Raw genomic sequence first — 23,345 nt, forward strand, 5'->3', positions numbered from 1 at the left:
GAGTTTTAATCCATGATTTCCATGCGTGAGGCGTATGAGAAGATCGGTGCCAATTATGATGACGCTTGCGCTCGGCTGATGGGCGATGAGATGCTTGCCCGCTTTGCCCTCAAGTTTTTGGATGACGAGAGCATGGGCAAGCTGGAGGCCGCCATGGCGGCAGGAGACGCCGAAGGTGCGTTTATGGCAGCGCACACGCTCAAGGGCGTGAGCCAGAACCTGGGATTCGATAATCTGTACGAGCCGGCGGTTGTGGTGACCGAAGCGCTGCGCGGCGCCGATGCCGTTGACGGCGCTCGCGAGGGAATGCATGCGCTGCAGCAGCAATATGCGGCAACGATGTCGGCCTTGCGCGAGGCGGCCGAGTAAGAGCTCGCGAGCTTTGATGACTATGAGAGTTGATAATCTCCCGTTTTAGGCCCGGTGGCGGCCTCAAAGTGGGAGATTGTCCACTCTCGTTCGATACATGTCCAAAAATCCACGCTCACCCCTTCTGATTAGTGAATGGCCCATGCGCACTGGCGGGGCTTTCCGCATGCAATCCATATCGTTGTTCGATAAACTGTTCGAATAACGATAGAGTCGATGAGGGTGAGTGTATGTCCAACAGCGTTCAGCGTATGGCCAAGGCGGGCGAAAATATCAGGAAGCTTGGTTTTTGCATGGCAGCCGTTTTTGCAGGGATGCTCGTCGCTTTTGCCGCGTTGGTTGTTTACGTGATCTGGTATGCGGTTGCAAACGTTGTTTCTGTCGATTCTTTCGGTGTCGTGACGCTTTTCGATGGCGGGAGCATCGTTATCCCAAGCGGGCTGTGCCTGGCACTCGTCGTGGGTGTTTCGCTTGTCGTTTTGTGCGGAATCAGCCATAACATCTCTCGGGGCGTCTCGCCCTTTACCAAGGCGCATGTGCGGCTTATCCGTGTTCTCGCGCTTGCCTTTGCTGTTAACGCCGCGGTTTCGCTTGTTGGTGCCTGTGGATCGGTCAATCTCACCATTGGCGGACTGGAGCTTTACATTGTGCCTCATTCCTTCGTTATTGAGATTTGCCAAGGCGCTACCTTTGATGCGGGGTCGTTTATCGGCGCAGTTGTCTGTTTGTTTATCTCGGCGATCTGGAGTTATGCCTCGCTGCTCCAAGAGCAGTCTGACGAGCTTGTGTAGGAGGAAACATGAGCTATCTCATCATCGAGCTTGAGACGCAGCTGCTTAAGACCGGAAAGACCAGTGCTGATCTGATTCGAGCGACGGGGCATACTCCGGCTAATATTTCAAAGCTTAGAAACGGAAAGATAAAAGCTATTCGCCTAAAGACGCTCCTCGATATCTGTGATGAGCTTGATTGTCAACCGGGAGATATTATTCAGCGCGTGAGCGAGAAAGAGCTTGAGGAGCTTATTGTCGAGCGTGCAAAAAACGTTGTGAGGCAGATGCGGGACGGCGGAGGCAACGAGGCGTCGCTTCCGACATCAGTCTTTGCTGTCGATTTGAGCGACGAGTAGCTTAAGGCGAACAACTAAAACGAAATATCAGCGTGAAGGGACCCGTGTCTAACACGGGTTCTTTCTTTTAGATTATCTTGACAAATATGAGTTATCGAAAAACAATAACAACTATGGAAAACGATAAAGTAAAGAAGGAACGATATGAGCGGTTTTGCTATCAAGCGGAACGGGAGGCCAATGAACGCATCAACGATAAGGCTATCAAGGGTGTCAAAGCGCTACGGGAAACGGCGCGTTTTGCATGACGTTTCCTTCGAGGTGGATCAGTCTGAGCTTTGCGCCCTTGTTGGTGCAAACGGGGCGGGCAAAAGCACGCTTATTAAAATAGTGCTGGGCCTCTGTGAGCCATCGTCGGGGAGCGTGGAGCTCTTTGGAGGCAAGTCGAAAAAAGAGCTGAGCCTGATGCGGACGCGTGTCGGCTATGTGCCAGATTCTTGCGGAGCATACCAATCTCTCAGTGCGGCTGAGAATCTTCGGATCCGATGTGCGGAATGGGGGCTCGATGAGAAACGTGAGATTCCTCGCGTCTTGGGCCTGGTCGGGCTGGACGTCGATGAGAAAAAGAGCGTGAGCAGTTTTTCTCTGGGAATGAAACGGCGACTGGATATAGCTACGGCTTTATTGGGCGACACCGACGTACTAATTTTCGATGAGCCGGCAAATGGATTGGATCCGTTGGGCATCGAGAGTATATGGGCCCTTATCGGTCGATTGAATCGGGAGCAGGGCAAAACCATGCTTATCTCTAGCCACGACTTGGATGAGCTGGCATCGGTTGCAACAAGCTGCCTGTTTCTTCATGACGGTGAACTGCTAAAAAAGGAATCGATGGACGTCATAAGGGATGAGGCGCCATCCCTAAAAGAGTATTACAGGCGCTTGATGAAGGCGGTCTCGCTATGAAGCGGGCGATCCATCCCATAAAGGCAGATATGATGCGTTGGCACAGGATATTTCCGGCGAAGTTTGGTCTTGCGCTTATGTTGGCGTTCGGCCTTCTCTTCGGCATCTTTCTAAAAAACGGAACAACGTTGCTCGTCTTTGGCTATGGCGTTTGTGGGGAGGATATTGGTTTCCTCTGGAATGCAATCGATCCTTCTGCGCCTGATGAGTCCCTTGCGCGCAGCGCTTTTGCCGGTACATCCCTGTTCGTTCCACTCATCGTTTGTTTGGTGCTTTTACAGGAGCATGGCTATAAAGAGGGGCACCGAATTTCTTCGGCAAGAGGTCTCAACCGCTTTTATGGGGCTCTAGCCCATGCATTTTCGTCTGCTTTAATAATTGGCGCAGCGTATAGCGCGCTTTGCCTCCTTCTTTTTGCAATAGCCATAATACGTGGAGGGCATAACTACTCGCACAACATACTAACTGTATTTTTGCCTGCAATGATAGTCAACGCCGTATTGGTGATATCGGTTGCGCTGGAGACGGTGACCATCTATCGGATAACGGGCAGCGCTGTATTGAGCGGGGCCGTGGTGATAGTTGGATTTGTCATGAGCTTGACGCTCTACGGAGCCTTCCTTCAGGCACCTATACCATCCTTGCGATGGATCTTCTTCCTTCCGGGGCCGTACCTTGGAGTCGGATGTGCCCTTGGGTATAGCGATATGGGGCAGCTGACGCTTCTGGGATATGGCGTGGCAGCCAGCTGTCTATCGGTATTGATTTACGCTCTCTTGAGCTTTCGCGCTGGGGGTGTGCTCAATGGCTCGTCAGATTAAAAGACTTCTCCAGTCAGAATTGAAGCATGTGAGCAAATGGGCGTACGCCTTAATCCTGGTAATTTATGCGTACATGGTGATATTGCAGCTTAATTCTTTCCCGATGTGGTTCTGTAGCCTCCGTGAGAACAGTTTCTTGGGTTTTTTCCCAGACCCGACGCTTCGGCTATCGGCGGAGGATGTCCTTCTATTTGGCAATGCAGAGGTTTTTCGCGGTCTGCTGTTCAACGTAGCCCCGTTGGCCCATGCATTGTTCTTTCCGTTCATCGCGGCTTGCATTGTGCCGCGCTTTGTCAGTTCGGGCTTTGTCGAGGAACCGTGGGGGTTGTCGGAGGCTCGGGGAGGGAAGCGTGTGTGCGCTATCGTTGCGCGAGTGGTGCTATCTTCTTTTGCCCTTTTGGGCGCGTTTGTCCTGTCGAGTGTCGTTTTGTACTGTCTTAACTGCGCAATCGTTTCGGATGCTCAGCAGTATTTCAACCTGCATGTATTTTGCTATCGACTTGTTCTTGCTGCCGCTGCCTGCCTTGCATACGTGGTTTCTTGCGTAATCGTTGTTTCCTATTTTGGGTCCGGCTTCGGTCCGATTGGCATGCTGTTGCTTGTCAACGTCGTAGCGATCTACATACAGATCGGGGCCAATTCCATGCTTCCGCTTCCAGCCTCGATGCTCATGTGGATTTGCGGCGTGACCCCGTTGGGGAATGGTCAATGCATCTCGATTTTAATTGACTGCCTCATAAACGTAGCAAGCGTTTTTATCATTTGCTTTACTGTCGACCGATTGCGGTCGAGATTTCTCTGATTGTTTGTGAGGGATAATCATACCGAGCATATCAAATACAGGGGGGCGGGCACCGTAGCTGGTGTCCGCCCCCCCCCGGCTTAGGAGGCTTTAACCTGAGTGGTTCGCGAGCTAGCGGGCCTGCTTTACCTTTGCCGCCGCCTCGACAAACGACTTCCACAGGTTAAAGTCGGTTTCGAGCGTCTTCCACGTGTACTCGGGATGCCATTGCACGCCTAGACAGAATGGTTGGCCTTCGACCTCGATGCACTCGGGAATACCGTCGGTTGCCTTGGCGACCAAGCGCGTGCTTTTACCCAGACGATCGACGCAGCAGTGATGTGCTGAGTTGGTCTGGATCAGTCTGTGGCCGCCAAGCGCGCGCTCCAGCAGCGAGCCCGGCATGACTTCGACAGGGTGCACGGGATCGTTGAGCACGTGGGTATGGCGCCACTGCGTGCGGCCCTCGCGCGCGCCCAGGCTCGGCACGTCCATGCACAGGGTGCCGCCGGTGGCGACGTTGAGCAGCTGCGTGCCGCGGCAGGTGGTAAAGAGCGGCTTTTTGGCGCGGAGTACCTCGTCGACCAGCTTAAACTCAAAACTATCGCGGATCTCGCAGCAGAGGGTGGGGTCGTAGGGTCGATCATCGCCCCAACGTTTGGGATTGACATCGGGGCCGCCGGGAATGGCGATACCGTCAGCGATTTCCACGTAATGACGGATAACGTCGACGTCTTCAGTAATGGACATCTGCAGCGGCAGACCGCCGGCGGCAAGAATGGCGTCGACAAAGACGCTTGCGATTTCCTCATTGGGGGAGAGCATCTCGCTTAAAAACGGCTTTGCCTCTTCCCAGCGTGGTGCGACGAGGATGAGTGGGCGGTCGGTGGGGGCGACGTCGACATGTGGGGTGTAGGACGATGAAGTGCGAGTTCCGATCATAGGTGTTGCTTTCGAATCTAAAGGTGACAGGGCGCATGAGAGACGTAGGACAACACTTTCAATGGATTTGTCCCACGGGGTGGCTGGCTAGTGGCCCTTAATGGAGTTGAGGAAGTCCTGGGCGCGCTTGGTCTGGGGGTGGTCGAAGAACCCGTCGGGCGTGCCGGTTTCCACAATCTGGCCATCGGCCATAAACACGACACGGTCGGCTACGCGGCGGGCAAAGTTCATCTCGTGCGTAATCACGATCATCGTCATGCCCTGCTGCGCCAAGCGCACCATGACCTCGAGCACCTCATTGATCATCTCGGGGTCAAGGGCACTCGTGGGCTCATCGAAGAGCATGGCCTTGGGCTGCATGGCAAGAGAACGGGCGATGGCCACGCGCTGCTGCTGGCCGCCCGAAAGCTGTGCGGGTACCTTGTCGGCCTGCTCGGCCACGCCCACGCGGCTCAGCAGGTCCATGGCGCGCTCACGAGCCTCCTCCTTGGACACGCCCAGCACATCGACCGGTCCCAGCATGACGTTCTGCAGTACCGTCATATGTGCAAACAGGTTGAACTGTTGGAACACCATGCCCAGCTCGGCACGCATGCGGGCAAGGTCTTTGCCTTCCTGCGGCAAGGGCTCGCCCTCGATGAGGATCTCGCCCGAGTCGATGGTTTCCAGGCGATTGATGGTGCGGCACATGGTCGACTTGCCCGAGCCCGAGGGGCCGATCACCACGACGACTTCGCCGCGGTCGACCGAGAGATTGATGTCGTTGAGAACGTGCAGGTCGCCGTAGTGCTTATCGACGTGCCTGAGCTCGATCAGCGGCTGATTGCCGGTGGAAGAGGTGCTCTGTGCCATGGTGCTCGGCTCCTTATGACTCGAAATGGTAAAGCGTTAGCGGATGATGGTCGCGCCGGTCTTGTGCGAAACGTAGACAGCGGCCTTGTTGATCGCGACGTTGATGAGGATGTAGATGACCGCGATCACCAGATAGACCGATACGAGCGCGTCGTAGTTGGTGATGAGCACGCGGGCATTTTGCATGAGGTCGGGGTAGCTCACCACATAGGCGACGGTGGTGTCTTTGACTACGACCACGAGCTGCGAAATCAACGACGGAATGATAAACCGAATCGCCTGGGGCAATACGATTTTAAAGGTGATTTTGGCCTTGGAGAGACCGAGCGCCTGGGCTGCCTCGACCTGACCACGCGGCACGGCGTTGACGCCTGCGCGGAAGATCTCGGCAAGTACGCCGGCTGCAGCGAGCGCGACGGGAAGCGTGAGCATCCAAAACGACGGCAGTGAAATCTTGTACTGAGGCAGCACCAAAAAGAAGAAGTAGATGAACAGCAGGCTCGGCACGCCACGGAAGAAATCGGTGAGCACGCGGCAGACCAGCTGCAGCGGCTTGATGTCGCTGGTACGGCCGAGCATGAGGGCTAAGCCCAGTACCAGCGCGATGGCGCCGGCGGTGAGCGCGACCTTTACCGTGCCCTCAAAACCGGCAAGCAGGAACTTCCAGGTGGTGAGGTGCGTAAAGAAGTACCAGTAATGGACCGAAAGCTGGCCGGTCACATAAAAGCGCTGCAGTACCAGAGCGATGAGCGCGGCCACGGCAACAAGTGAGATGGCGGTGCCGACGCGAATCTTGGCGCGCATCTTGGGGCCGGGAGCCTCGTAGAGCGCATCGCGCATGGTGAGCGCGGAGGTGGAGTGCTTGCTCATCGGAGGATCCTCACCTTCTTATCGATATAGTTGCCAATGTGGCTCACCACAAAGGCCGTGCCCAGGTAGCCGAGCGCCGAGATAAAGAACGCGGCGACGCCGCCGAGCGAGCGCGTGTTGATGTAGCTCACCACGCCGGTGAGCTCCTGCGGTTTAAGCGGCACCTGACTGCCGAGCGCGGTGGTGAGCATGACGGCGATAAAGAGGTTGGTCATGGGCAGCACGCTCGAGCGCAGCGCCTGCGGAATCACGATCTTGGCGAGGATACGGCTGAAGCTCATGCCCAGCGAGCGGGCGGCTTCCACCTGGCCGACACCGACGGTGTTGATGCCGCTCATAAAGTTCTCGGAGCCAAAGGCAGAACCCAAGAGCACTGTGGCGACGATGACGCAGGTGCGGTAGGGCAGGACGACCTTGAGCGGCGGCAGCGCGTAGACGACGATAATGAGCAGCGCGATGCCGGGGATGTTACGGAAGACCTGGACATACAGGTCGCCAAAGACGCGCAGCGGCTTGAGCGGCGACACGCGCATCACGGTGACGGCGACGGCCAGCACCATGGCGATGGCAAACGACTCAAGCGTCATGCCCCAGGTTGCTAGCAGCGCGTCAATGTAGTTCTGGCCATAGAGCGACCAGAGCTCGGAGAGACTCATGCGGACCTCCCGCCGATAAGGAAAGGGGCTCCCGTGTGTACGGAAGCCCCGACAACTCAGTGAAGAAACAGTTTAGCGCAATAAAGCGCACCGTGCGTTTCCGTATGGTTTCGTTGCGGCCGTTACTAGGCGCGTTGCCTAGGCGCCGATCTCGGGCAGCTCGGGAACATTGGTGTCACCCGTGCGGTCACCGATGCAGATCTGCCACAGCTCGGTCCAGGTGCCGTCGTCCTCAATCTTCTTAAGGAAGTCGTTGACGAAGGCGACGCCGTCGGAATCGAGCGGCAGGCCGATGCCATAGGGCTCCTTGCTGCCGAAGGGCTTGCCGGCGATCTTATACTTACCGGGCTCGCGGACTAGGGCGCTCTGCTGCATGTTGTTGTCGATGACGTAGGCGTCAACGCGACCCTGCTGGAGTGCCTGGCGGGCCTCCTCGTCGGTCTTGAACTCCTGCTGGCTGGCCTTGGGAGCGAACTCCTCCAGGATGGCGGGGCCGTTGGAGCCGGACTGGACGGCGACGTTCTTGTCGGCCAGGTCGTCGACGCTCTTGATGTCGTCGTTATCGGCGAGCACCAGGATGGCCTGCTGCGTGTAGTAATAGGGACCGGCAAAGGAGACGAGCTTCTTGCGCTCGTCAGTGATGGTGTAGGTGGCAAAGACGGCGTCGACCTGGCCGTTCTGCAGGACGGACTCGCGCGTGTCCGAGGTCACCTGCGTGATCTCGACCTTGTTCTCGCCCAGAATGTAGTTGGACAGGAGCTGTGCGATACCGGCATCGAAGCCGCGGGTCTGACCGTCTTTCTCGTTGAGGAGGGAGAAAAGTGTGGAGGTCTGAACGCCACCGATCTTAAAGACACCGGCGTCTTTGACGGCCGTGGCCCAGGTGCTGGCGGCGATGGCGTCGTCATCGGCCTTGGGGCCGTTGTCGACGAGTTTGTCGAATGCCTTGGCATCGAGTATGGTGGAAGCCTCGGTATCTTCGGAGCTCTTGGAGGAGCCAGCGGCGGAACCCTTGTCAGCCTCGGCGCTGGTGTCAGAGCAGCCGGCAAGACCAAGGCCGGCGACGGTTGCGAAGGTGGCGGCGACAAAGCCGCGGCGGTCGAGAACGACCTGCTGGGAGAGGTTCTTGCTCATGGTAGAACACCTTTCTCAATAAAATCCCTAGCGGTTGAGTAGAGTTATACCCTATCCCGCTCAGATGGGTCAACACGAAATAACTCAGAAACATACTTACCTTATGGGTAATTCTTCCTACCAAAAAGGGACAGGCACCTTTGTGGTGGTTCTTGCAGATGTGGTGGCCTGCCTCGCTGCTTTGTCTCAATCTGTAACAGGTAGACGAGGAAATGGGTTCTAGCTGTTACAGATTGAGATTATCTCCTTAATGGGATTCGAATGTCTCAATCTGTAACATCTGGACGGACAAAAGGTCTCTATCTGTTACAGATTGAGACAAACGTCAGGGACTAAGACGTCTTGTCTAGACCTGTAACAGTTAGACGGGAATTCGGGCCATAGATGTTACAGATTGAGATAATCGCGCCGCGAAAATAAAAACCTCCGCAGGGGTGCTTCCCTTGCGGAGGTTTTTTACTCGTTGAGTAGCCTTACGGCCTCGGCGGCCATGTTCTCGACCGTCATGCCGTTCTGAGCGAGCAGCTCGTTGGGGTCGTAGCGGTCGGGGAAGCCCTTGGCGATGCCGAAGGTGCGCGTGCGCACGGGCGTGCAGGCCAAGTAGCACGCGACGCGTTCGCCCCAACCGCCGTCCAAGATGCCGTCCTCGAGGGTGACGACAACGCGATGCTCGGTGGCAAGGCTGTCGAGGAACTCGCGGTCAAGCTCGGTTGCAAAGCGAGGGTTGACGAGCGTGGCCTCGATACCGTATTCGGCTGCCAAGCGGTTTGCCACACGCTTGCCCAGCTCAAAGAAATCGCCGAGCGCGAGCACGGCCACGTCGCGGCCCTGGCGCACCACGTTGTAGCGCGCGACACCGTAATCGGCGTTCTCGGCAGGCGCCAAGTCGGGGCGGCTTACCAGGCCAATGCCGGGCAGGCGAATCGCCACAGGATGCTCGCGATGGTCGAGCGACCAGCTCAGCATGGATAGATATTCCTCCATGCAGGCCGGCGCCAGGTAGCGCATGTTGGGAAGAGCGCCCAGCATGGAAATATCAAAGAACGAAAGATGCGTCTCGGATGTGGTGCCAAAGATCGACGCGCCGAATACAAGGATGGTCGCCGGGGCGTCGTTGAGGCACAGGTCGTGCCACAGCTCGTCATAGGCACGCTGCAAGAACGTACCGTACACGCCAAAGACCGGCTTGGCGCCCGAGCGCGCAAGCGCGGTGGCAAAGGTCACGGCGTGCTCCTCGGCAATGCCCACATCGACGAACTGTTTGCCGGCGGCAGCGCGAAGCTCGGGTGTAAAGCCCATGATGTAGGGCGTGGCGGCCGTGATGCCCACGACCTGCGAATCGCGCTCGATGGCGGCGCTGAGCGCCTCGCCCGTAATGTCGGCATAGGTGCGCGGCGCAGGCTCGCTCGGATGGCCCGGGCAGAGCTTGCGTCCAGTTGCCATGTCAAACGGACCCACGTGATGCCAGCGTTCGGGGTCGTTCTGGGCCGGCTCAAAGCCCTTGCCCTTGGCGGTGGAGACGTGCAGCACGATGGGATGATCGATATTGCGCAGTTCCTGCAGCGCGTCGACCAGGGCCAACACATCGTTACCGGCGTCCAGATAGCGGTAGTCGAGCCCCATCGCGCGGAAAACGTTGCGCTCACAGGTGCCGTTGCTGGCGCGCAGCTCGGCCAGATTGCGATACAGGCCGCCATGGTTCTCGGCAATGGACTGGTCGTTATCGTTGACGATGATGATCAGGTTGCTGTCGAGCTCGGCGGCATTGTTAAAGCCCTCAAACGCCAGACCGCCCGAAAGCGAACCGTCGCCAATGATGGTGATGACGTTGTACGCATCGCCCGCCAGGTCACGAGCGTGCGCCAAGCCGCAGCCCAGGCTCACCGATGTGGAGGTGTGGCCCATGGCGAACAGGTCGTGTTCGGACTCGTCGGGATTGGCAAAGCCAGAGGCCTCGCCGTAGCGTGCCGGGTCGATATAGGTGTACGCGCGCCCAGTCAGCGCCTTGTGGGCATAGGTCTGGTGCGACACGTCAAAGACAATTTTGTCGGTGGGGGAGTTAAACACGCGATGGAGCGCAACCGTAAGCTCAACGACGCCCAGGTTGGGGGCAACGTGCCCGCCGACGGCGGCGGAGCTTTCGAGGATGGCGTGGCGGATCTCGCCGCAGAGCAGCGGAAGCTCGGCGCGATCGAGAGCCTTGACGTCCTCGGGCGTTGTCGTTTGCGTAAGCAGCATCGTTGTGGGTTACTCCATGCGAATCGTGCGCCGGCACTCCCTCGGCCGGCACAATTGCACAAGACAGTCTCGCACATTTTGGCGTTTGATATGTGACGGCGGCGCGGTAATTCGCCAACTGGTGGGGCAAAACGTTTTGTCCGATGCCATACTGGTAAATTCGATGATGATTTTATTCATTGCGCGCAGGCCGCGGCTTGCCGCCGAGCGCCGCCGGAAGGAGGCCGCATGTCCGATACCGTTCGTGCCGAGAAAATCGCGCGCGAGGTCGACGATGCCGCCCGTCAGCTTGCCCAGGCGGGCCGCTTGGACCTGATGCATGAGTTTATCCAACATGGCGATGTGACGGTCTATACGCATGTGACCTCGGTAGCGCGGGCAAGTCTGTCCTTTGCCGAGCGCCTGGGCCGCGTCGGTATCTCCGTCGACCGCTTATCGCTGCTGCGCGGGGCCCTGCTGCACGATTACTTTCTCTATGACTGGCACGATCCCGACCCAAGCCATCGACTGCATGGCTTTCGTCACCCGTTTTTTGCCTTGGCGCGTGCGGAGGAAGATTTTGAGCTGACGCCGCGCGAGCGGAATATTATCGTACGGCATATGTTTCCGCTGGTACCGGTGCCGCCGACGTGTCGTGAGGCATGGATTGTGTGCCTGGCGGATAAATGGTGCGCACTGCGCGAGACGATTGCCGGCCGTCTGCCGCGCAAAGGCGGCGCGAACGATTTGAACGAGGGCCCGAGTGACGGCTCGAGCAAAGAATCGAACGAAAAGAGGAGTGGGTAGACGGTGGGAACCGCGATCGACATGGCATTTGACGGCGCGACGCTTGCCGCCTGTCCGCTCTCGGCGCTGGTACTCTCGTTTGCCTTCTACGGTTTTTGCGGCTGGGTATGGGAGTCGACAGTCTGCGCCATGCTCAACCACGGACGCTTTGCCAACAGCGGCTTTTTGCTAGGGCCGTGTTGTCCCATCTACGGTGCGGGCGGCATTGCGTGCTGGTTGCTGCTGCGTGGAATCCCAGACGCCTCGAGCCAGTTTGTCGCTGCCGCGCTCGTATGCAGCGTGATCGAATATAGCGTGGGCGTGCTGTTGGAAAAAACGACGGGTGCCCGGTTTTGGGATTACTCGCATCTGCCGTTTAACCTGCACGGACGCATCTGCCTGTACTGGGCCTGCGCGTTTGGCTTGGGTGCGTTGTGTATTTGCCGTTTAGTGGAGCCGGCATTGCTGGGGCTGCTTGGCCATCTGCCGGTGCTAATCGTGCGCTTGGCCGCCTTTATCGTCGCGGTCGCGATGATGGTCGATGCGGTGTGCTCGTTGGCGAGCTGGCGGCGTCTGTCCGATCAGCTTGAGCGTGTGCGTGCCGACCTTGCCGACCGCATCAATGAGTCGCTTGCCGACGCCTCCGACTCTATGCTCGAACGTATTCCCGATTCGGCGATTGACTCGGTGGCGCAGACGCATATCCGCGGTCGCGCCGTTAACGCTTGGCTGGCCGAGCTGGGCGACGCGGCGCTCGATGCCCTGCGCGAGAAGACTTCGATGCCGACGTTTATCTCGGATGGTGCTCGCGGCCTGGCGCTCGCTGCCCGCCGCGTGGCCGATGCCGCGCCGAGTATGCCGCGTCCGTCGCTCGGTCGTCGCCTTGCCGGCAAGCGCATGAGCCGCCCGGTACCGAGCGTGTCACTCAGCCGCCGCGACCTACGCTTCTTTAACGCCTTCCCGCGTCTGTGCATCAATCGTTACGAGGGTGTCATTCGAGCTACCGACCTCCGCGACCGAGCCCGCGAGCTGTTCCGGCGCTAGCCAGAGCGGAGCCAAGCGCGCCCTTCTCGTTCGCACGTTTCCCGTTCGTTTCGCGTCCGTTGCCGCGCCGTTTCCAAGATTGCGGTGCCGTTTCCATTCGACAACGCAGCGTTTAACAACGCCGTATCTGGTCTACACCAGTTGCCCCTCGGCCGCATCATGAGCGCCGACAACGTTCATGCGACCAAGGGGGAGCGAATGTACGATACGGGATCGACAACGTTTATGCTCATCTGCACCATGCTCGTGTTTTTAATGACACCGGGTCTGGCGTTTTTCTATGGCGGCCTGTCCAGGCGCAAAAATGTCATCAACACCATGCTTATGTGCTTTGGCGCCATTGGCCTGGTTGGTGTGCTGTGGATTGTTGCCGGCTGGTCGCTGGCCTACGGTGGCGACGGTTCTAGCCCGTTTATTGGCGGCTTTGACCAGTTGCTGTGCCTGCCGGTGCTCAACCAGGTGCTGCAGGCGGCCGAGGGCAATGCTGCGGATGGTGCCGTCTACCCTCAGATCATCAACATCGCCTTCCAGATGGCGTTTGCCATGATCACCGCCGCTATCGTTACGGGCAGTCTGGCAGGCCGCGTTAAGTTTGGTGCCATGACGGCCTTCCTGGGCATTTGGCTGCTCGTGGTCTATGCGCCGCTCGCCCACATGGTTTGGGGCGGCGATGGTTCCTTTATCGGCGACATCATCGGCGCGCTCGACTTTGCCGGCGGCGACGTGGTACACATTTCGTCCGGTCTCACGGGCCTGATTCTCTGCTTAATGCTCGGCCGTCGTCGCGGCTTTGGCATGGTGAGCTACCGTCCGCATAACGTGCCGTTTGTGGCGCTGGGCGCCGGTCTACTTTGGTTTGGTTGGTTTGGCTTTAACGGCGGCAGCGAGTTTAAGGCCGACGCCGTGGCGGCACTCGCCATCCTCAACACCGTGACGGCCAGCGCGGCGGGCATGGTCTCGTGGCTTGTCGTCGAGCGCGTGCACACCGATCGTCCCACGCTGGTGGGTGCTAGCACCGGTTTGGTTGCGGGCCTTGTGGTGGTTACGCCGGGTGCGGGCTTTGTCGAGCCGTGGGCGGCGCTGGTCATGGGCCTGATCGTATCGCCCGTCTGCTATCTGGCCATCAGCCATCTTAAGACCAAGTTCGGCTACGACGATGCGCTCGACGCGTTCGGTTGCCACGGTATCGGCGGCATCTTGGGCGGTGTGCTCACGGGCCTGTTCTGCGTGCCGGAGCTCTCGTGGACCGGTAAGGGCGGCCTGTTCTTCACGGGCGACGTGTCGCTGCTTGTCTCGCAGGTTCTGGGCATTGTGGTGACGGTCGTTATTGTGCTGATGCTCGACTTGGTGATCGCCGCGGTGGTCAAGGCGCTGTTCCACGGTAGCCTGCGCGTGGACGAGGCCGACGAGGCGCTGGGCCTGGATGCGAGTCAGCACGGCGAGAGCGCATACCCCTCATTCTCCGGACTCGATTAGCAGCTTCCCCAAGCACCGCACCTTGCCGTTCAATCGTCGCTCACGTACTTAAGTACGCTTCGCTCCTCTTTCACGGCAATCTGCGGCACTTGGGAAACCTGCTAAGACCAGTCAGTTGAACTTTTTTGATCTCTGAGGTTGGTTTACGGCACCTGGGAAACCCGCGTCTCATGTAAAGGGATACGTTGATTATTGAGAGGAATTCACTATGAAGAAAATTACGGCGATCGTTCGTGCTGAGAAGCTTGAGGTTCTCAAAGATGCGCTGTTTGCTGCTGATGTTCGCGGTATGACTATCAACCAGGTGCAGGGCTGCGGTGCACAGCATGGCTGGAAGGAATACGTGCGCGGCAACGAACTGCTCGTCAATACCATCCCCAAGGTGCAGTTCACCCTCATCTGCGCCGATGAACATGTCGACGGAATTGTCGACATCATCTGCAATGCCGCCCGCACCGGCGCCGTCGGCGACGGCAAGATCTGGGTCGAGCCGGTCGAGGAAGTCATCCGCATTCGCACCGGCGAACATGGCCCCGCCGCGGTGTAGAATCGACCGTCTGCCATCCGCAACGTTAAAATGCTGCAATGAGGCACAAGGCTTGCGTTGCGGATGGGCGGATTATGGGTCGCAATAAATATCCCGAGGAGACGGTCGCGAAGATTCTCGACGCGGCACTGGAGCTATTCTGCGCACAGGGTTATGAGGGGACGAGTATTCAAGATATCGTTGACCGTCTCGACGGCATGACCAAGGGCGCTGTCTATCATCACTTCAAGAGCAAAGAAGAGATTTTCAACGCCGCGTTTGATCGGGCGATGACTCCGATTGTTGAGCACCGCCGCTCGATGCTTGGCGTCGGTAATATGACCGGAGCCCAAAAGCTCAAGCGACTGTACGCTCCCGAGTCCGTTGTTCCACAAATTGAGCTATGGGCACGTATGCGTCCTGCAGCAGATCCGGTAAAAAGCTCGCGCCTACTGGCGATGCAGTACCAGGGCTCATTTGACGAGTCGGCCGATGGCTGTCTCTTGCCAGTGATCGAGGAGGGCATCGCCGACGGCTCCATTGCGTGCGAATGCCCGCGCGAAGCGGCGGAGGCCGTATCGTTGTTGGCGAATCTTTGGCTGCTGCCATTGTTCCGTCCGCTCGAGCCCAAGGAGCGAATGCTCGCTCGCGCACAATGTTTGGCGCAGATGGCTGCCGCGGTGGGGCTCGATTTGGGTAATGAAGTGCTTCAGACAACGGCGCAGATTTGGGGCGTATGGGACCGCGCCGGGTGGTAATATAGATACCAACGGTATGTAATTGATTTGTGAGGGTAGCCACGGCTGCCCTTTTCAAGTCATTAAATACATACTAGTGGTATGTATAGGGGGTGGGCTTATGGCTGGGCTGAGAGACGTCGGTGTCTCGTTGAAATCAAAAACAGTGCGGTCAATCAGGCTCGCGGAACTTCTGGTTGCGCAGCTGTGCACGTATTCGATGCTGTCGGCGCTGTGCTTTGCGTATCCACTTTACTTGTTCGATCGCAGTGGATCGTCAACGTTATATGGCGTCGTCGCGGCGATAGCGTTCATACCCGGCGTACTTGCAACTCCGGTTGGCGGAATCTTGGCGGATAGGGGAAGACATCGCGAGGTCCTCGTGTCCCTCGGCATTGCTCTGATGACTGCATCACTGCTGTCTATCCCCATGAAGCACTCATTGCCTCTTGCGGTCGTCGTAGTAGCGATACTTTGTGTTCAATATGGTTCTCAATCGCTGCTGAAGCCAATGCTCCAAATTGAGACGGTGCGCATGGCGGGTGAAGAGAAGGTTGAGCGGGCCACTGCATTGGTTTCGCAGATGACCATGGTGAGCAATATCTTGGGCCCTGTGGTCGGGACGGCAGTCTATGGGTACTTTGGCATCGATGCTCTTTGCACAACCGCGTCGGTGGCGTTTGCGATTTCAGCTCTCTTGTTTGGGGGCGCGCTCAAGCAAAATGCCTCATTTGAAACGATGGGAGACGGCGCGACTCGTACGACATGCCGAAACGATTTTCGGGAGTCGATTCGGTATCTGTTGCAAAATGCATTATTGGTCGCTGTGATTTTGCTTGCGGCAGTTTTGAACCTTGCGTTGGTTGGGCTAATGATTGGCGCTCCCATTATTGTTACAAAGCATCTCGGCATGCAATCGTCCTGCGTTGGGATAGTTGAGGTGGCTATGGGCTTGGGTGGTCTTGCCGGCAGTGGCTTGGTCGGCATTTGGCCGCATCGTTTTTCTTTCAATGGCATATGTCGATATGTTGCGATGATCTGTTTTGGAGTCGCACCGATCATTGTCACGCTACTGTTCGGCGCAGATGCATGCATGCTCACCGTGTTTGTGGTTGGTTCGGCATGGGTCATGGTGTGGGCGAGCATTGCGTCGGTTGAAATCATCGCGTTTGTTCAGCGGGCAGCGCCGACTGAGCTCTGCGGAAAAGTGCTTTCGGTCGTTTACATGGTCCTTTCCTGCGCAATACCTATCGGCCAATTGACGTACGGGGTTGCATATGATCGATGGACACCGGCGATTGTATTCGCAGCCATGTTGGCGGTGCTGACGTTGACGACGGCTCTGTTTTATCGGCTGAAAAATCGATTGCGGCGATTGTCTTAACGCGCTGGGGCACCGTGAATTTGTGAAGGCGGTGGTACGCCGCGCCGGGACGGCATTGTTTGGACATGCCTCTCCTTCGTCTACAATATCGGGCAGACGAAGGAGAGGCATGTCCATGATCAAGATGTTCGCGAGTGACTTAGACGGAACGCTGCTGAACGCCCTGCACGAGGCGGATGGGACCATCCGCCGCGCCATTCGCGAGCTGGCTGTGGCTGGCCTGCACGTGGTTCCCGCGACTGGACGCTCGACGTTGCCGATCGGCGAGCATGGCTTTACGGGCTTGGCGCTTGACGCCTGCTGCTCCAATGGATCCATCGTGCGCGACAGCCATGGCGAGGTGCTCAAGACTTGGACCATCGATCCGCAGGTCACTGAGGAACTGCTCAAGGCGTTCCCGGACATTTGCTTTGATTGTTCCACGCCCGATGGCATGTACTCGAGCGGTTCGTTCGAGATGCATCAGGCGGGCTTTAAAAAGGACAGTCCCATCAAGCGCATCGTGATGCGCGGCATGCGTGCGCGCGGCGGGTATCACGAGGAGCAGTATTTCGACCAGTCGATCGGTGACATCCTGCGCCACGATGTATGCAAGATCAATTGTCGCGTGACCTCGCCCGAGCTGGAGCGCGACCTTAAGGCGTATCTTGCCGAGCGCTCGGACCGTGTGGTCAACGCGCCGTTCGATCCGGTGATGTTCGAGATCACGGACGTGGCGTGTAACAAGGGCGAGAGTGTGGCCTGGCTGGCGGGCTACTACGGCATTGCCGAGGACGAGGTCGCGGTTTATGGCGACGGCGGAAACGACATCGCCATGCTCAAGCGTTTCCGCCACAGCTACGCGACCAAAAACGCTAGCGATGCAGCCAAGGTCGCCGCGAGCGCAACTATCGGCAGCTGCATGGTCCACGCCGTCCCCAAACACATGCTCGCCACCATGCATAAGCAGAGCTCCCGCACCATCATCGAATAATGTGACAAAGGGACTGCCCCCTCGTCACATTCCAAATATTGCCTTTACGTGTTGATGCACACGGTGTGCAATAATACTCGCACTGTGCAATAGCGCACAGGCTGAGTAACAAGGAGGACGCTTGTCCCAGCTCGAGAAATGCGATCGCCGGTCCCTTCGCTCGCAGCGTGCCCTTCGCCAGGCACTTGCCAGCGAGCTTGCCGAAAGCGGCGACCTTTCGCGCATTAATGTCGCGTCGCTCACCGAGCGCGCCGGCCTTACGCGCCGCACGTTCTATTCGCACTACCGCGATATCCCCGACTTCATCAATCAAATCGAGGACGGCTTGCTGGCCGAGATCCGTGAACGCATTGAGCTCATCACCGCAGCTCAGCTGCCCGATCTCTACCACAACATCGATGAACTCGAGCCGGCGCCCGGTTCGGTTGAACTGCTGCGCTATCTTGCGGCCAACCGCGACTTAATCGGTGCGCTGCTGGGTCCGGGCGGCGACCAGGCCTTCATTAAAAGGATCATCGACACCGCGCGTGAGGCTGTGGTGCCGCGTGCGCAGACGGGCATTTTGGGCCTGGCGCTGGGCACGTTCTTTGACTACTACGTCACCTACGTCGTGAGCGCCGAGGTCGGCATGATTCAGCGCTGGTTTGAGCGTGGGCTCACCGAATCGCCCGAGGCCATGGCGCGCATTATGACGGTGCTCGCTTTTGTGCGCCCTGGTGACCTGTATGGCCAACCCATCGATATCAACGTGCCGGAATACGGCATGAAGCTATTGAACTTGCAGCTCGAGGACGCGGCCGACACCGCCGCAACCGTCGAGTCCAACAACTAAGAGGAGAGACAATGAGCAAACTCGTCGAGGGCATCAAGGATCGTATGGTCGCTGCCGCACGCGAGGCCGCGCCCGCCGTGGTGGACGCCGCGCAGAAGGCCGCGACCGCGGCTGCCGAGAAAGTTGCCGAGGCAGTTGCCGATGCCAAGAACGCGGCAGGGGAGACGCTCACCGCTGACGCAGCCACGCCCAACGTTGCCGAGTCCGTAACCGCCACCGCCGCCCACGCCCCCGAAGGCGCGATCTTCAACCCCGAGGCCGCCCGCGGCAACCTGCACCTGGGCATCGACGTGGGCTCCACCACCGTCAAGCTTGCCGTGCTCAACGATGACAACCAGATCGTCTACGCCAAGTACCAGCGCCACCACACCGACGTCCGTGCCTGCGCCCGCGATCTGTTCGAGGGCGCCGCGACTGTGCTGCCGACGGCCCAGATGACCTGCGCCATCACCGGCTCGGGCGGTCTGCTGCTGTCCCAGTGGCTCGACTTGGAGTTTGTCCAGGAGGTCATCGCCAGCAAACGCGCCGTCGAGACCCTTATCCCGGCCACCGATGTCGCCATCGAGCTGGGCGGTGAGGACGCCAAGATCATCTACTTTGACAACGGCATCGAGCAGCGCATGAACGGCACCTGCGCCGGCGGCACGGGCGCGTTCATCGATCAGATGGCCACTCTGCTGCACACCGACGCGAGCGGCCTCAACGAGCTCGCGGCCAACGCCACCACCATCTATCCCATCGCCAGCCGTTGCGGCGTCTTTGCCAAGACCGACGTGCAGCCGCTCCTCAACGAGGGCGCCCGCCCCGAGGACGTCGCCGCTTCCATCTTCCAGGCCGTCGTGACCCAGACCATCTCGGGCCTGGCGTGCGGCCGTCCCATTCGCGGTAACGTCGCCTTCCTGGGCGGCCCGCTGCAGTATCTCTCCGAGTTGCGCCACCGCTTCTACCTCACGCTCAACCTGGACGAGGAGCACCGCATTGTGCCCCAAAACGCCCACCTGTTTGTGGCGAGCGGCGCTGCCATGGCGCACGAGTCCAACAAGCTCAGCACGTTCCCGCAGCTTATCGAGGCCATCGACAGCCTGGGTGACACGCAGGGTGCCGAGGTCGAGCGCCTGGATCCGCTCTTTGCCACCGACGAGGACTTTGCCGAGTTCAAGAACCGCCACGACCAGGAAGTCGTCCCCAAGGGTAAGCTCGACGGCTACACCGGCCGCGTGTTCATCGGCATCGACGCCGGCTCCACTACCATGAAGGCCGCGCTCGTGGGCGAGGACGGCCAGCTGTTGCACACCTGGTACGGCAACAACAACGGCGACATCCTGGGCACGGCCAAGGTCATCATGGCCGATTTCTACAATCACATCCCTGCCGGCTGCACCATCGGCCACGTGACCACCACGGGCTACGGCGAGGCGCTGCTCATCGAGGCCCTCAAGGCCGATTCCGGCGAGATCGAGACCGTCGCGCACCTGCGCGGCGCCAAGGCATTCCTGCCCGGCGTCGAGTTTATCCTGGACATCGGCGGCCAGGACATGAAGTGCCTGCGCGTCAAGGACGGCGTGATTGAGCACATCATGCTCAACGAGGCCTGTTCGTCGGGTTGCGGTAGCTTTATCGAGAGTTTCGCCGTCTCTATGAACATGGACGTGCGCGCGTTCGCCGATGCCGCCATCCATGCCAAGGCCCCCGTCGACCTGGGCAGCCGCTGCACGGTCTTTATGAACTCGCGCGTCAAGCAGGCGCAAAAGGAAGGCGCCACGGTGGGCGACATCGCGGCCGGCCTGTCTTATTCCGTCATCAAGAATGCCCTGTTCAAGGTCATTAAGCTGCGCGACCCCAAGGAGATCGGCAGCCAGGTGATCGTCCAGGGCGGCACCTTTATGTCCGACGCCACGCTGCGTGCATTTGAGCAGCTCACCGGCGTGCACGCCGTGCGCCCCGACATCGCCGGATGCATGGGCGCCTATGGTGCGGCCCTGCTCGCCCGCGATCGCGCCGGCGCCGACGGCACCTCGACCATCCTCTCGGCCGAGGACATCGCGCACCTCACTGTGACGCAAAAGCACGTCCGCTGCGGCCGTTGCTCTAACAACTGCCAGCTTACCGTCAACGACTTTGGCGGCGGCAGGCGCTTTATCACCGGCAACCGCTGCGAGAAGGGCGCCGGCCACAAAAAGCAGAAGACCGAGGCACCCAACCTCTTCAAAAAGAAAAACGAGCTGCTCTTTGACCGCGAGGTACTGAGCCCCGACGAGGCCCCGCGTGGTACCGTCGGCATCCCGCGCGCGCTCAACATGTACGAGAACTACCCCTTCTGGCATGCGTTCTTTACGCGCTTGGGCTTTAGCGTGCAGCTGTCCGACCAGTCGAGCAAGAAGACCTACCAGGCGGGCATCGAGTCCATGCCGTCCGAGAGCGTGTGCTACCCGGCAAAGATGAGCCACGGCCATGTGATGAACCTCATCGACCGTGACGTCGACTTTATCTGGATGCCGTGCGTGCGCTGGGAGCGCAAGGAGGACCCGACCGCCGGTAACTGCTACAACTGCCCCATCGTCATGAGCTATCCCACGGCGCTGGCGCTCAACATCGACGAGATCCGCGAGCAGAACATCGAGTTCCTGTACCCGTTTGTGCCCTATCACGATAAGACCGAGCTCAAGCGCCGTCTGTACCAGGTGCTCGCCGTCGACCGTGTGGCCGATGCGCAAGCCGGTCGCGGTCGCGTGCGTGGACCCAAGATCACGCGCTCCGAGGTCGATGCCGCCGTCAACGCCGCCTTTGAGGCCGACGCGCGTTTCCACGAGGACATCCAGACCATGGGCGAGGAGGCCCTTAAGTGGGTCGAGGACCACGGTGGCCATGGCATTGTGCTCGCCGGCCGCCCCTACCATAACGACCCCGAGATCAACCACGCCCTGCCTGAGCTTATCTCGAGCTTTGGCTTTGCTGTCTTTACCGAGGATTCGCTCGCGCATCTCGTGAAGCCCGAGCGCCCCATCCGCGTCGTCGACCAGTGGATGTACCACAGCCGCCTGTACGCCGTCGCCCGTTTTGTGACGATGCGCAACGACCTGGACCTGATCCAGCTCAACTCTTTCGGCTGCGGTCTGGACGCCCTGACCACCGATCAGGTGCAGGAGATTCTGGAAGCCAGCGGCAAGATCTACACCGTGCTCAAGATCGACGAGGTATCCAACCTGGGTGCCGCGCGCATCCGCATCCGCTCGCTCATGGCCGCGCTTAAGGACCAGGAGGCCGAGCGCCTGGCCGAGGCCACGGCCGCGGGCGAGGCCTACGAGCAGGGCGATGCCGCGCCGGTGGCTCCCTCCAAGGATGCCCCCGCGTTCGCGAGCCGCAAGTACACGTTCGAGGCGCAGCGTGAAAGCGCCTCGACCGCGTGGCCCAAGGTGCCCTTTACCGAGCAGATGCGCGAGGAGGGCTACACCATCCTGTGCCCGCAGATGGCGCCGATCCACTTTGACCTGGTCAAAGAGGTGTTCCGCGGTGCCGGCTACAACTTGGAGCTGCTGCCCTCGACCGATCACGATGCCGTCGAGGCCGGCCTGCGCTACGTGAACAATGACATTTGCTACCCGTCGATCCTGGTAACGGGCCAGATTATGGAGGCCATCGAGAGCGGCAGGTACGATCTGTCCAAGACGGCCGTGGTTATCAGCCAGACCGGCGGCGGCTGCCGTGCCACCAACTACATCGCGCTCATCCGCAAGGCCCTGCGCGAGAGCGGCCACCCCGAGATCCCGGTGATCTCGCTTTCGGCCGTGGCGCTCGGCGAGGACAACCCCGGCTTTAAGATTACGCCGGCGCTGCTCAAGCAAGCAGTCTACGCGGTGCTCTTTGGTGACGTGATGATGCAGATGCTCTATCGTTGCCGCCCGTACGAGGCTACGCCCGGTGCCGCCAACGCGCTCTACGAGGAGTACATGGCGCGCGCCCGCAAGCTGGCGCCTAAGTTCAACAGGCACAACTACACCAAGCTGTGCCGCGAGGCCATCCGCGCGTTCGACACCATGCCGCTCGTGGGCGAGGGCACCAAGCCACGTGTGGGCGTGGTCGGCGAGATCCTGGTCAAGTTCCACCCCACGGCCAACAACCACGTGGTCGATGTCATCGAGCGCGAGGGCTGCGAGGCCGTGGTGCCGGGCCTGCTCGACTTCTTTCTGTACTCCATGAGCAACGCCGAGCTGCAGAAGGACGAGCTAGGCAGCTCTGCCACGACGCGTGCGGGCATGCAGGCGCTCATCAAGCTTGTGGACTGGATGCGCACGCCGGTGGAGGAGATGCTCGAGAAGTCCCGCCGCTTCGAGGCACCCGAGCGCATCGGCACCATGGCCGACAAGGCCCGCACGGTGCTTTCGGTGTGCAACAACATGGGCGAGGGCTGGCTGCTCACGGCCGAGATGCTCGACCTGATCGATCATGGCGCGCCCAACATCATCTGCACGCAGCCCTTCGCGTGCCTGCCTAACCATGTGGTGGGTAAGGCCGTGATCAAGGAGCTGCGCCGTCAGCACCCCGAGAGCAACATCGTCGCGGTGGACTACGACCCCGGTGCATCCGAGGTCAACCAGCTCAACCGTATTAAGCTCATGATCAGTGTGGCCAAGGAGAACATGCGCGCCGGTAAGGGCTTTAAGCTCGAGAAGGTGGCGCCGCTCGCGATGGACGAGGTCACCGGCCAGATGCGTGCTCATGACGGCTGTGTGAGCTGCGGGCCGGCCAGCGAGGAGGCCGTGGCATCGGTCGCCGAGCGCCTGGGACGCGGCATTAAGAAGTAACTGGCCTGCTTTGTGCTGGATATGAGACAAACGGGTGGTAGCCGTACCGGCTGCCACCCGTTTTTCTTGCGTTCAAGACTTTAGTCTGCTGGCCGCGCAGCGGCCAGC

The 23,345-nt window shown here is 59.3% G+C and carries 21 protein-coding genes; 15 read left to right on the plus strand and 6 right to left on the minus strand.

The window, feature by feature from the left end:
- The first annotated feature begins 12 nt into the window (after nucleotides 1-12).
- From DXC99_RS08715 to DXC99_RS08740, 6 genes are all read left to right on the plus strand, one after another.
- Nucleotides 13-369 (plus strand): Hpt domain-containing protein, encoded by a 357-nt coding sequence (locus tag DXC99_RS08715; RefSeq protein WP_199408904.1) that lies wholly within the window; start codon nucleotides 13-15, stop codon nucleotides 367-369.
- A gap of 230 nt (nucleotides 370-599) precedes the next feature.
- Nucleotides 600-1,160, plus strand: a complete 561-nt coding sequence (locus DXC99_RS08720) for a hypothetical protein (RefSeq protein ID WP_117629927.1) — start codon at nucleotides 600-602, stop codon at nucleotides 1,158-1,160.
- A gap of 8 nt (nucleotides 1,161-1,168) precedes the next feature.
- On the plus strand, nucleotides 1,169-1,498 hold the full coding sequence (locus DXC99_RS08725) for a helix-turn-helix transcriptional regulator (RefSeq protein WP_089572320.1): 330 nt from the start codon (nucleotides 1,169-1,171) through the stop codon (nucleotides 1,496-1,498).
- Nucleotides 1,499-1,642: 144 nt separating this feature from the next.
- Nucleotides 1,643-2,404, plus strand: a complete 762-nt coding sequence (locus tag DXC99_RS08730; RefSeq protein WP_117629928.1) for an ABC transporter ATP-binding protein — start codon at nucleotides 1,643-1,645, stop codon at nucleotides 2,402-2,404.
- Nucleotides 2,401-3,225: a hypothetical protein gene (locus tag DXC99_RS08735; protein WP_117629929.1), complete on the plus strand. Its 825-nt coding sequence runs from the start codon at nucleotides 2,401-2,403 to the stop codon at nucleotides 3,223-3,225. Before DXC99_RS08730 ends, DXC99_RS08735 begins: the two co-directional genes overlap by 4 nt.
- Nucleotides 3,209-4,027: a hypothetical protein gene (locus tag DXC99_RS08740; protein WP_117629930.1), complete on the plus strand. Its 819-nt coding sequence runs from the start codon at nucleotides 3,209-3,211 to the stop codon at nucleotides 4,025-4,027. The genes DXC99_RS08735 and DXC99_RS08740 overlap by 17 nt, the downstream gene beginning before the upstream one ends.
- A gap of 111 nt (nucleotides 4,028-4,138) precedes the next feature.
- Here the strand turns inward: DXC99_RS08740 and DXC99_RS08745 are convergent, their stop codons facing one another.
- The 6 genes from DXC99_RS08745 to DXC99_RS08770 form a co-directional block, all read right to left on the minus strand.
- A complete protein-coding gene (locus tag DXC99_RS08745) occupies nucleotides 4,139-4,948 on the minus strand; it encodes a gamma-glutamyl-gamma-aminobutyrate hydrolase family protein (RefSeq protein WP_117629931.1) in 810 nt (269 codons plus the stop codon).
- Between the two features lie 87 nt (nucleotides 4,949-5,035).
- The gene (locus tag DXC99_RS08750; RefSeq protein WP_117629932.1) at nucleotides 5,036-5,800 is read right to left on the minus strand and encodes an amino acid ABC transporter ATP-binding protein; all 765 of its coding nucleotides are present in this window, start codon (nucleotides 5,798-5,800) and stop codon (nucleotides 5,036-5,038) included.
- Between the two features lie 36 nt (nucleotides 5,801-5,836).
- A complete protein-coding gene (locus DXC99_RS08755) occupies nucleotides 5,837-6,670 on the minus strand; it encodes an amino acid ABC transporter permease (RefSeq protein ID WP_117629933.1) in 834 nt (277 codons plus the stop codon).
- Nucleotides 6,667-7,326, minus strand: a complete 660-nt coding sequence (locus DXC99_RS08760; protein WP_022094657.1) for an amino acid ABC transporter permease — start codon at nucleotides 7,324-7,326, stop codon at nucleotides 6,667-6,669. Before DXC99_RS08760 ends, DXC99_RS08755 begins: the two co-directional genes overlap by 4 nt.
- Before the next feature lie 138 nt (nucleotides 7,327-7,464).
- Nucleotides 7,465-8,460, minus strand: coding sequence for a glutamate ABC transporter substrate-binding protein (locus DXC99_RS08765; RefSeq protein ID WP_055251966.1), 996 nt, complete (start codon nucleotides 8,458-8,460; stop codon nucleotides 7,465-7,467).
- A gap of 456 nt (nucleotides 8,461-8,916) precedes the next feature.
- Nucleotides 8,917-10,698, minus strand: a complete 1,782-nt coding sequence (locus DXC99_RS08770) for a 1-deoxy-D-xylulose-5-phosphate synthase (RefSeq protein WP_117629934.1) — start codon at nucleotides 10,696-10,698, stop codon at nucleotides 8,917-8,919.
- A 228-nt stretch (nucleotides 10,699-10,926) separates the two neighbouring features.
- On the opposite strand from DXC99_RS08770, the gene DXC99_RS08775 reads away from it, so the two are divergent.
- The 9 genes from DXC99_RS08775 (at nucleotide 10,927) to DXC99_RS08815 (ending at nucleotide 23,237) form a co-directional block, all read left to right on the plus strand.
- Nucleotides 10,927-11,484, plus strand: coding sequence for an HD domain-containing protein (locus DXC99_RS08775; protein ID WP_117584135.1), 558 nt, complete (start codon nucleotides 10,927-10,929; stop codon nucleotides 11,482-11,484).
- 3 nt (nucleotides 11,485-11,487) lie between these two features.
- A complete protein-coding gene (locus DXC99_RS08780) occupies nucleotides 11,488-12,507 on the plus strand; it encodes a putative ABC transporter permease (RefSeq protein WP_233505712.1) in 1,020 nt (339 codons plus the stop codon).
- A gap of 198 nt (nucleotides 12,508-12,705) precedes the next feature.
- Nucleotides 12,706-13,983 carry an ammonium transporter gene (locus tag DXC99_RS08785; RefSeq protein WP_117629935.1) on the plus strand — a complete coding sequence of 426 codons (1,278 nt, stop codon included), beginning with the start codon at nucleotides 12,706-12,708 and terminating at the stop codon, nucleotides 13,981-13,983.
- Between the two features lie 208 nt (nucleotides 13,984-14,191).
- A complete protein-coding gene (locus tag DXC99_RS08790) occupies nucleotides 14,192-14,530 on the plus strand; it encodes a P-II family nitrogen regulator (protein WP_117629936.1) in 339 nt (112 codons plus the stop codon).
- Nucleotides 14,531-14,604: 74 nt separating this feature from the next.
- Nucleotides 14,605-15,267, plus strand: a complete 663-nt coding sequence (locus tag DXC99_RS08795; RefSeq protein ID WP_158551690.1) for a TetR/AcrR family transcriptional regulator — start codon at nucleotides 14,605-14,607, stop codon at nucleotides 15,265-15,267.
- 100 nt (nucleotides 15,268-15,367) lie between these two features.
- Nucleotides 15,368-16,630 carry an MFS transporter gene (locus DXC99_RS08800; RefSeq protein WP_117629937.1) on the plus strand — a complete coding sequence of 421 codons (1,263 nt, stop codon included), beginning with the start codon at nucleotides 15,368-15,370 and terminating at the stop codon, nucleotides 16,628-16,630.
- Between the two features lie 109 nt (nucleotides 16,631-16,739).
- Nucleotides 16,740-17,603: an HAD-IIB family hydrolase gene (locus DXC99_RS08805; protein WP_233505713.1), complete on the plus strand. Its 864-nt coding sequence runs from the start codon at nucleotides 16,740-16,742 to the stop codon at nucleotides 17,601-17,603.
- 121 nt (nucleotides 17,604-17,724) lie between these two features.
- Nucleotides 17,725-18,435 (plus strand): TetR/AcrR family transcriptional regulator, encoded by a 711-nt coding sequence (locus DXC99_RS08810; RefSeq protein WP_040358972.1) that lies wholly within the window; start codon nucleotides 17,725-17,727, stop codon nucleotides 18,433-18,435.
- Between the two features lie 11 nt (nucleotides 18,436-18,446).
- A complete protein-coding gene (locus tag DXC99_RS08815) occupies nucleotides 18,447-23,237 on the plus strand; it encodes a 2-hydroxyacyl-CoA dehydratase (protein ID WP_117584130.1) in 4,791 nt (1,596 codons plus the stop codon).
- Nucleotides 23,238-23,345 lie beyond the last annotated feature (108 nt).

The sequence above is a fragment of the Collinsella sp. TF10-11AT genome (assembly GCF_003437565.1).
In the GTDB taxonomy this organism is placed as follows: Bacteria; Actinomycetota; Coriobacteriia; order Coriobacteriales; family Coriobacteriaceae; genus Collinsella.

Excerpts from the sequence above, each read along its gene's own strand:
- DXC99_RS08805 (WP_233505713.1), top strand. The coding sequence starts at position 16,740 with ATGTCCATGATCAAGATGTTCGCGAGTGACTTAGACGGAACGCTGCTG.
- DXC99_RS08720 (WP_117629927.1), top strand. The coding sequence starts at position 600 with ATGTCCAACAGCGTTCAGCGTATGGCCAAGGCGGGCGAAAATATCAGG.
- DXC99_RS08790 (WP_117629936.1), top strand. The coding sequence starts at position 14,192 with ATGAAGAAAATTACGGCGATCGTTCGTGCTGAGAAGCTTGAGGTTCTC.
- DXC99_RS08770 (WP_117629934.1), bottom strand. The coding sequence starts at position 10,698 with ATGCTGCTTACGCAAACGACAACGCCCGAGGACGTCAAGGCTCTCGAT.
- DXC99_RS08750 (WP_117629932.1), bottom strand. The coding sequence starts at position 5,800 with ATGGCACAGAGCACCTCTTCCACCGGCAATCAGCCGCTGATCGAGCTC.
- DXC99_RS08800 (WP_117629937.1), top strand. The coding sequence starts at position 15,368 with ATGGCTGGGCTGAGAGACGTCGGTGTCTCGTTGAAATCAAAAACAGTG.
- DXC99_RS08740 (WP_117629930.1), top strand. The coding sequence starts at position 3,209 with ATGGCTCGTCAGATTAAAAGACTTCTCCAGTCAGAATTGAAGCATGTG.
- DXC99_RS08785 (WP_117629935.1), top strand. The coding sequence starts at position 12,706 with ATGTACGATACGGGATCGACAACGTTTATGCTCATCTGCACCATGCTC.
- DXC99_RS08715 (WP_199408904.1), top strand. The coding sequence starts at position 13 with ATGATTTCCATGCGTGAGGCGTATGAGAAGATCGGTGCCAATTATGAT.
- DXC99_RS08745 (WP_117629931.1), bottom strand. The coding sequence starts at position 4,948 with ATGATCGGAACTCGCACTTCATCGTCCTACACCCCACATGTCGACGTC.
- DXC99_RS08730 (WP_117629928.1), top strand. The coding sequence starts at position 1,643 with ATGAGCGGTTTTGCTATCAAGCGGAACGGGAGGCCAATGAACGCATCA.
- DXC99_RS08725 (WP_089572320.1), top strand. The coding sequence starts at position 1,169 with ATGAGCTATCTCATCATCGAGCTTGAGACGCAGCTGCTTAAGACCGGA.
- DXC99_RS08795 (WP_158551690.1), top strand. The coding sequence starts at position 14,605 with ATGGGTCGCAATAAATATCCCGAGGAGACGGTCGCGAAGATTCTCGAC.
- DXC99_RS08775 (WP_117584135.1), top strand. The coding sequence starts at position 10,927 with ATGTCCGATACCGTTCGTGCCGAGAAAATCGCGCGCGAGGTCGACGAT.
- DXC99_RS08815 (WP_117584130.1), top strand. The coding sequence starts at position 18,447 with ATGAGCAAACTCGTCGAGGGCATCAAGGATCGTATGGTCGCTGCCGCA.
- DXC99_RS08760 (WP_022094657.1), bottom strand. The coding sequence starts at position 7,326 with ATGAGTCTCTCCGAGCTCTGGTCGCTCTATGGCCAGAACTACATTGAC.
- DXC99_RS08765 (WP_055251966.1), bottom strand. The coding sequence starts at position 8,460 with ATGAGCAAGAACCTCTCCCAGCAGGTCGTTCTCGACCGCCGCGGCTTT.
- DXC99_RS08735 (WP_117629929.1), top strand. The coding sequence starts at position 2,401 with ATGAAGCGGGCGATCCATCCCATAAAGGCAGATATGATGCGTTGGCAC.
- DXC99_RS08755 (WP_117629933.1), bottom strand. The coding sequence starts at position 6,670 with ATGAGCAAGCACTCCACCTCCGCGCTCACCATGCGCGATGCGCTCTAC.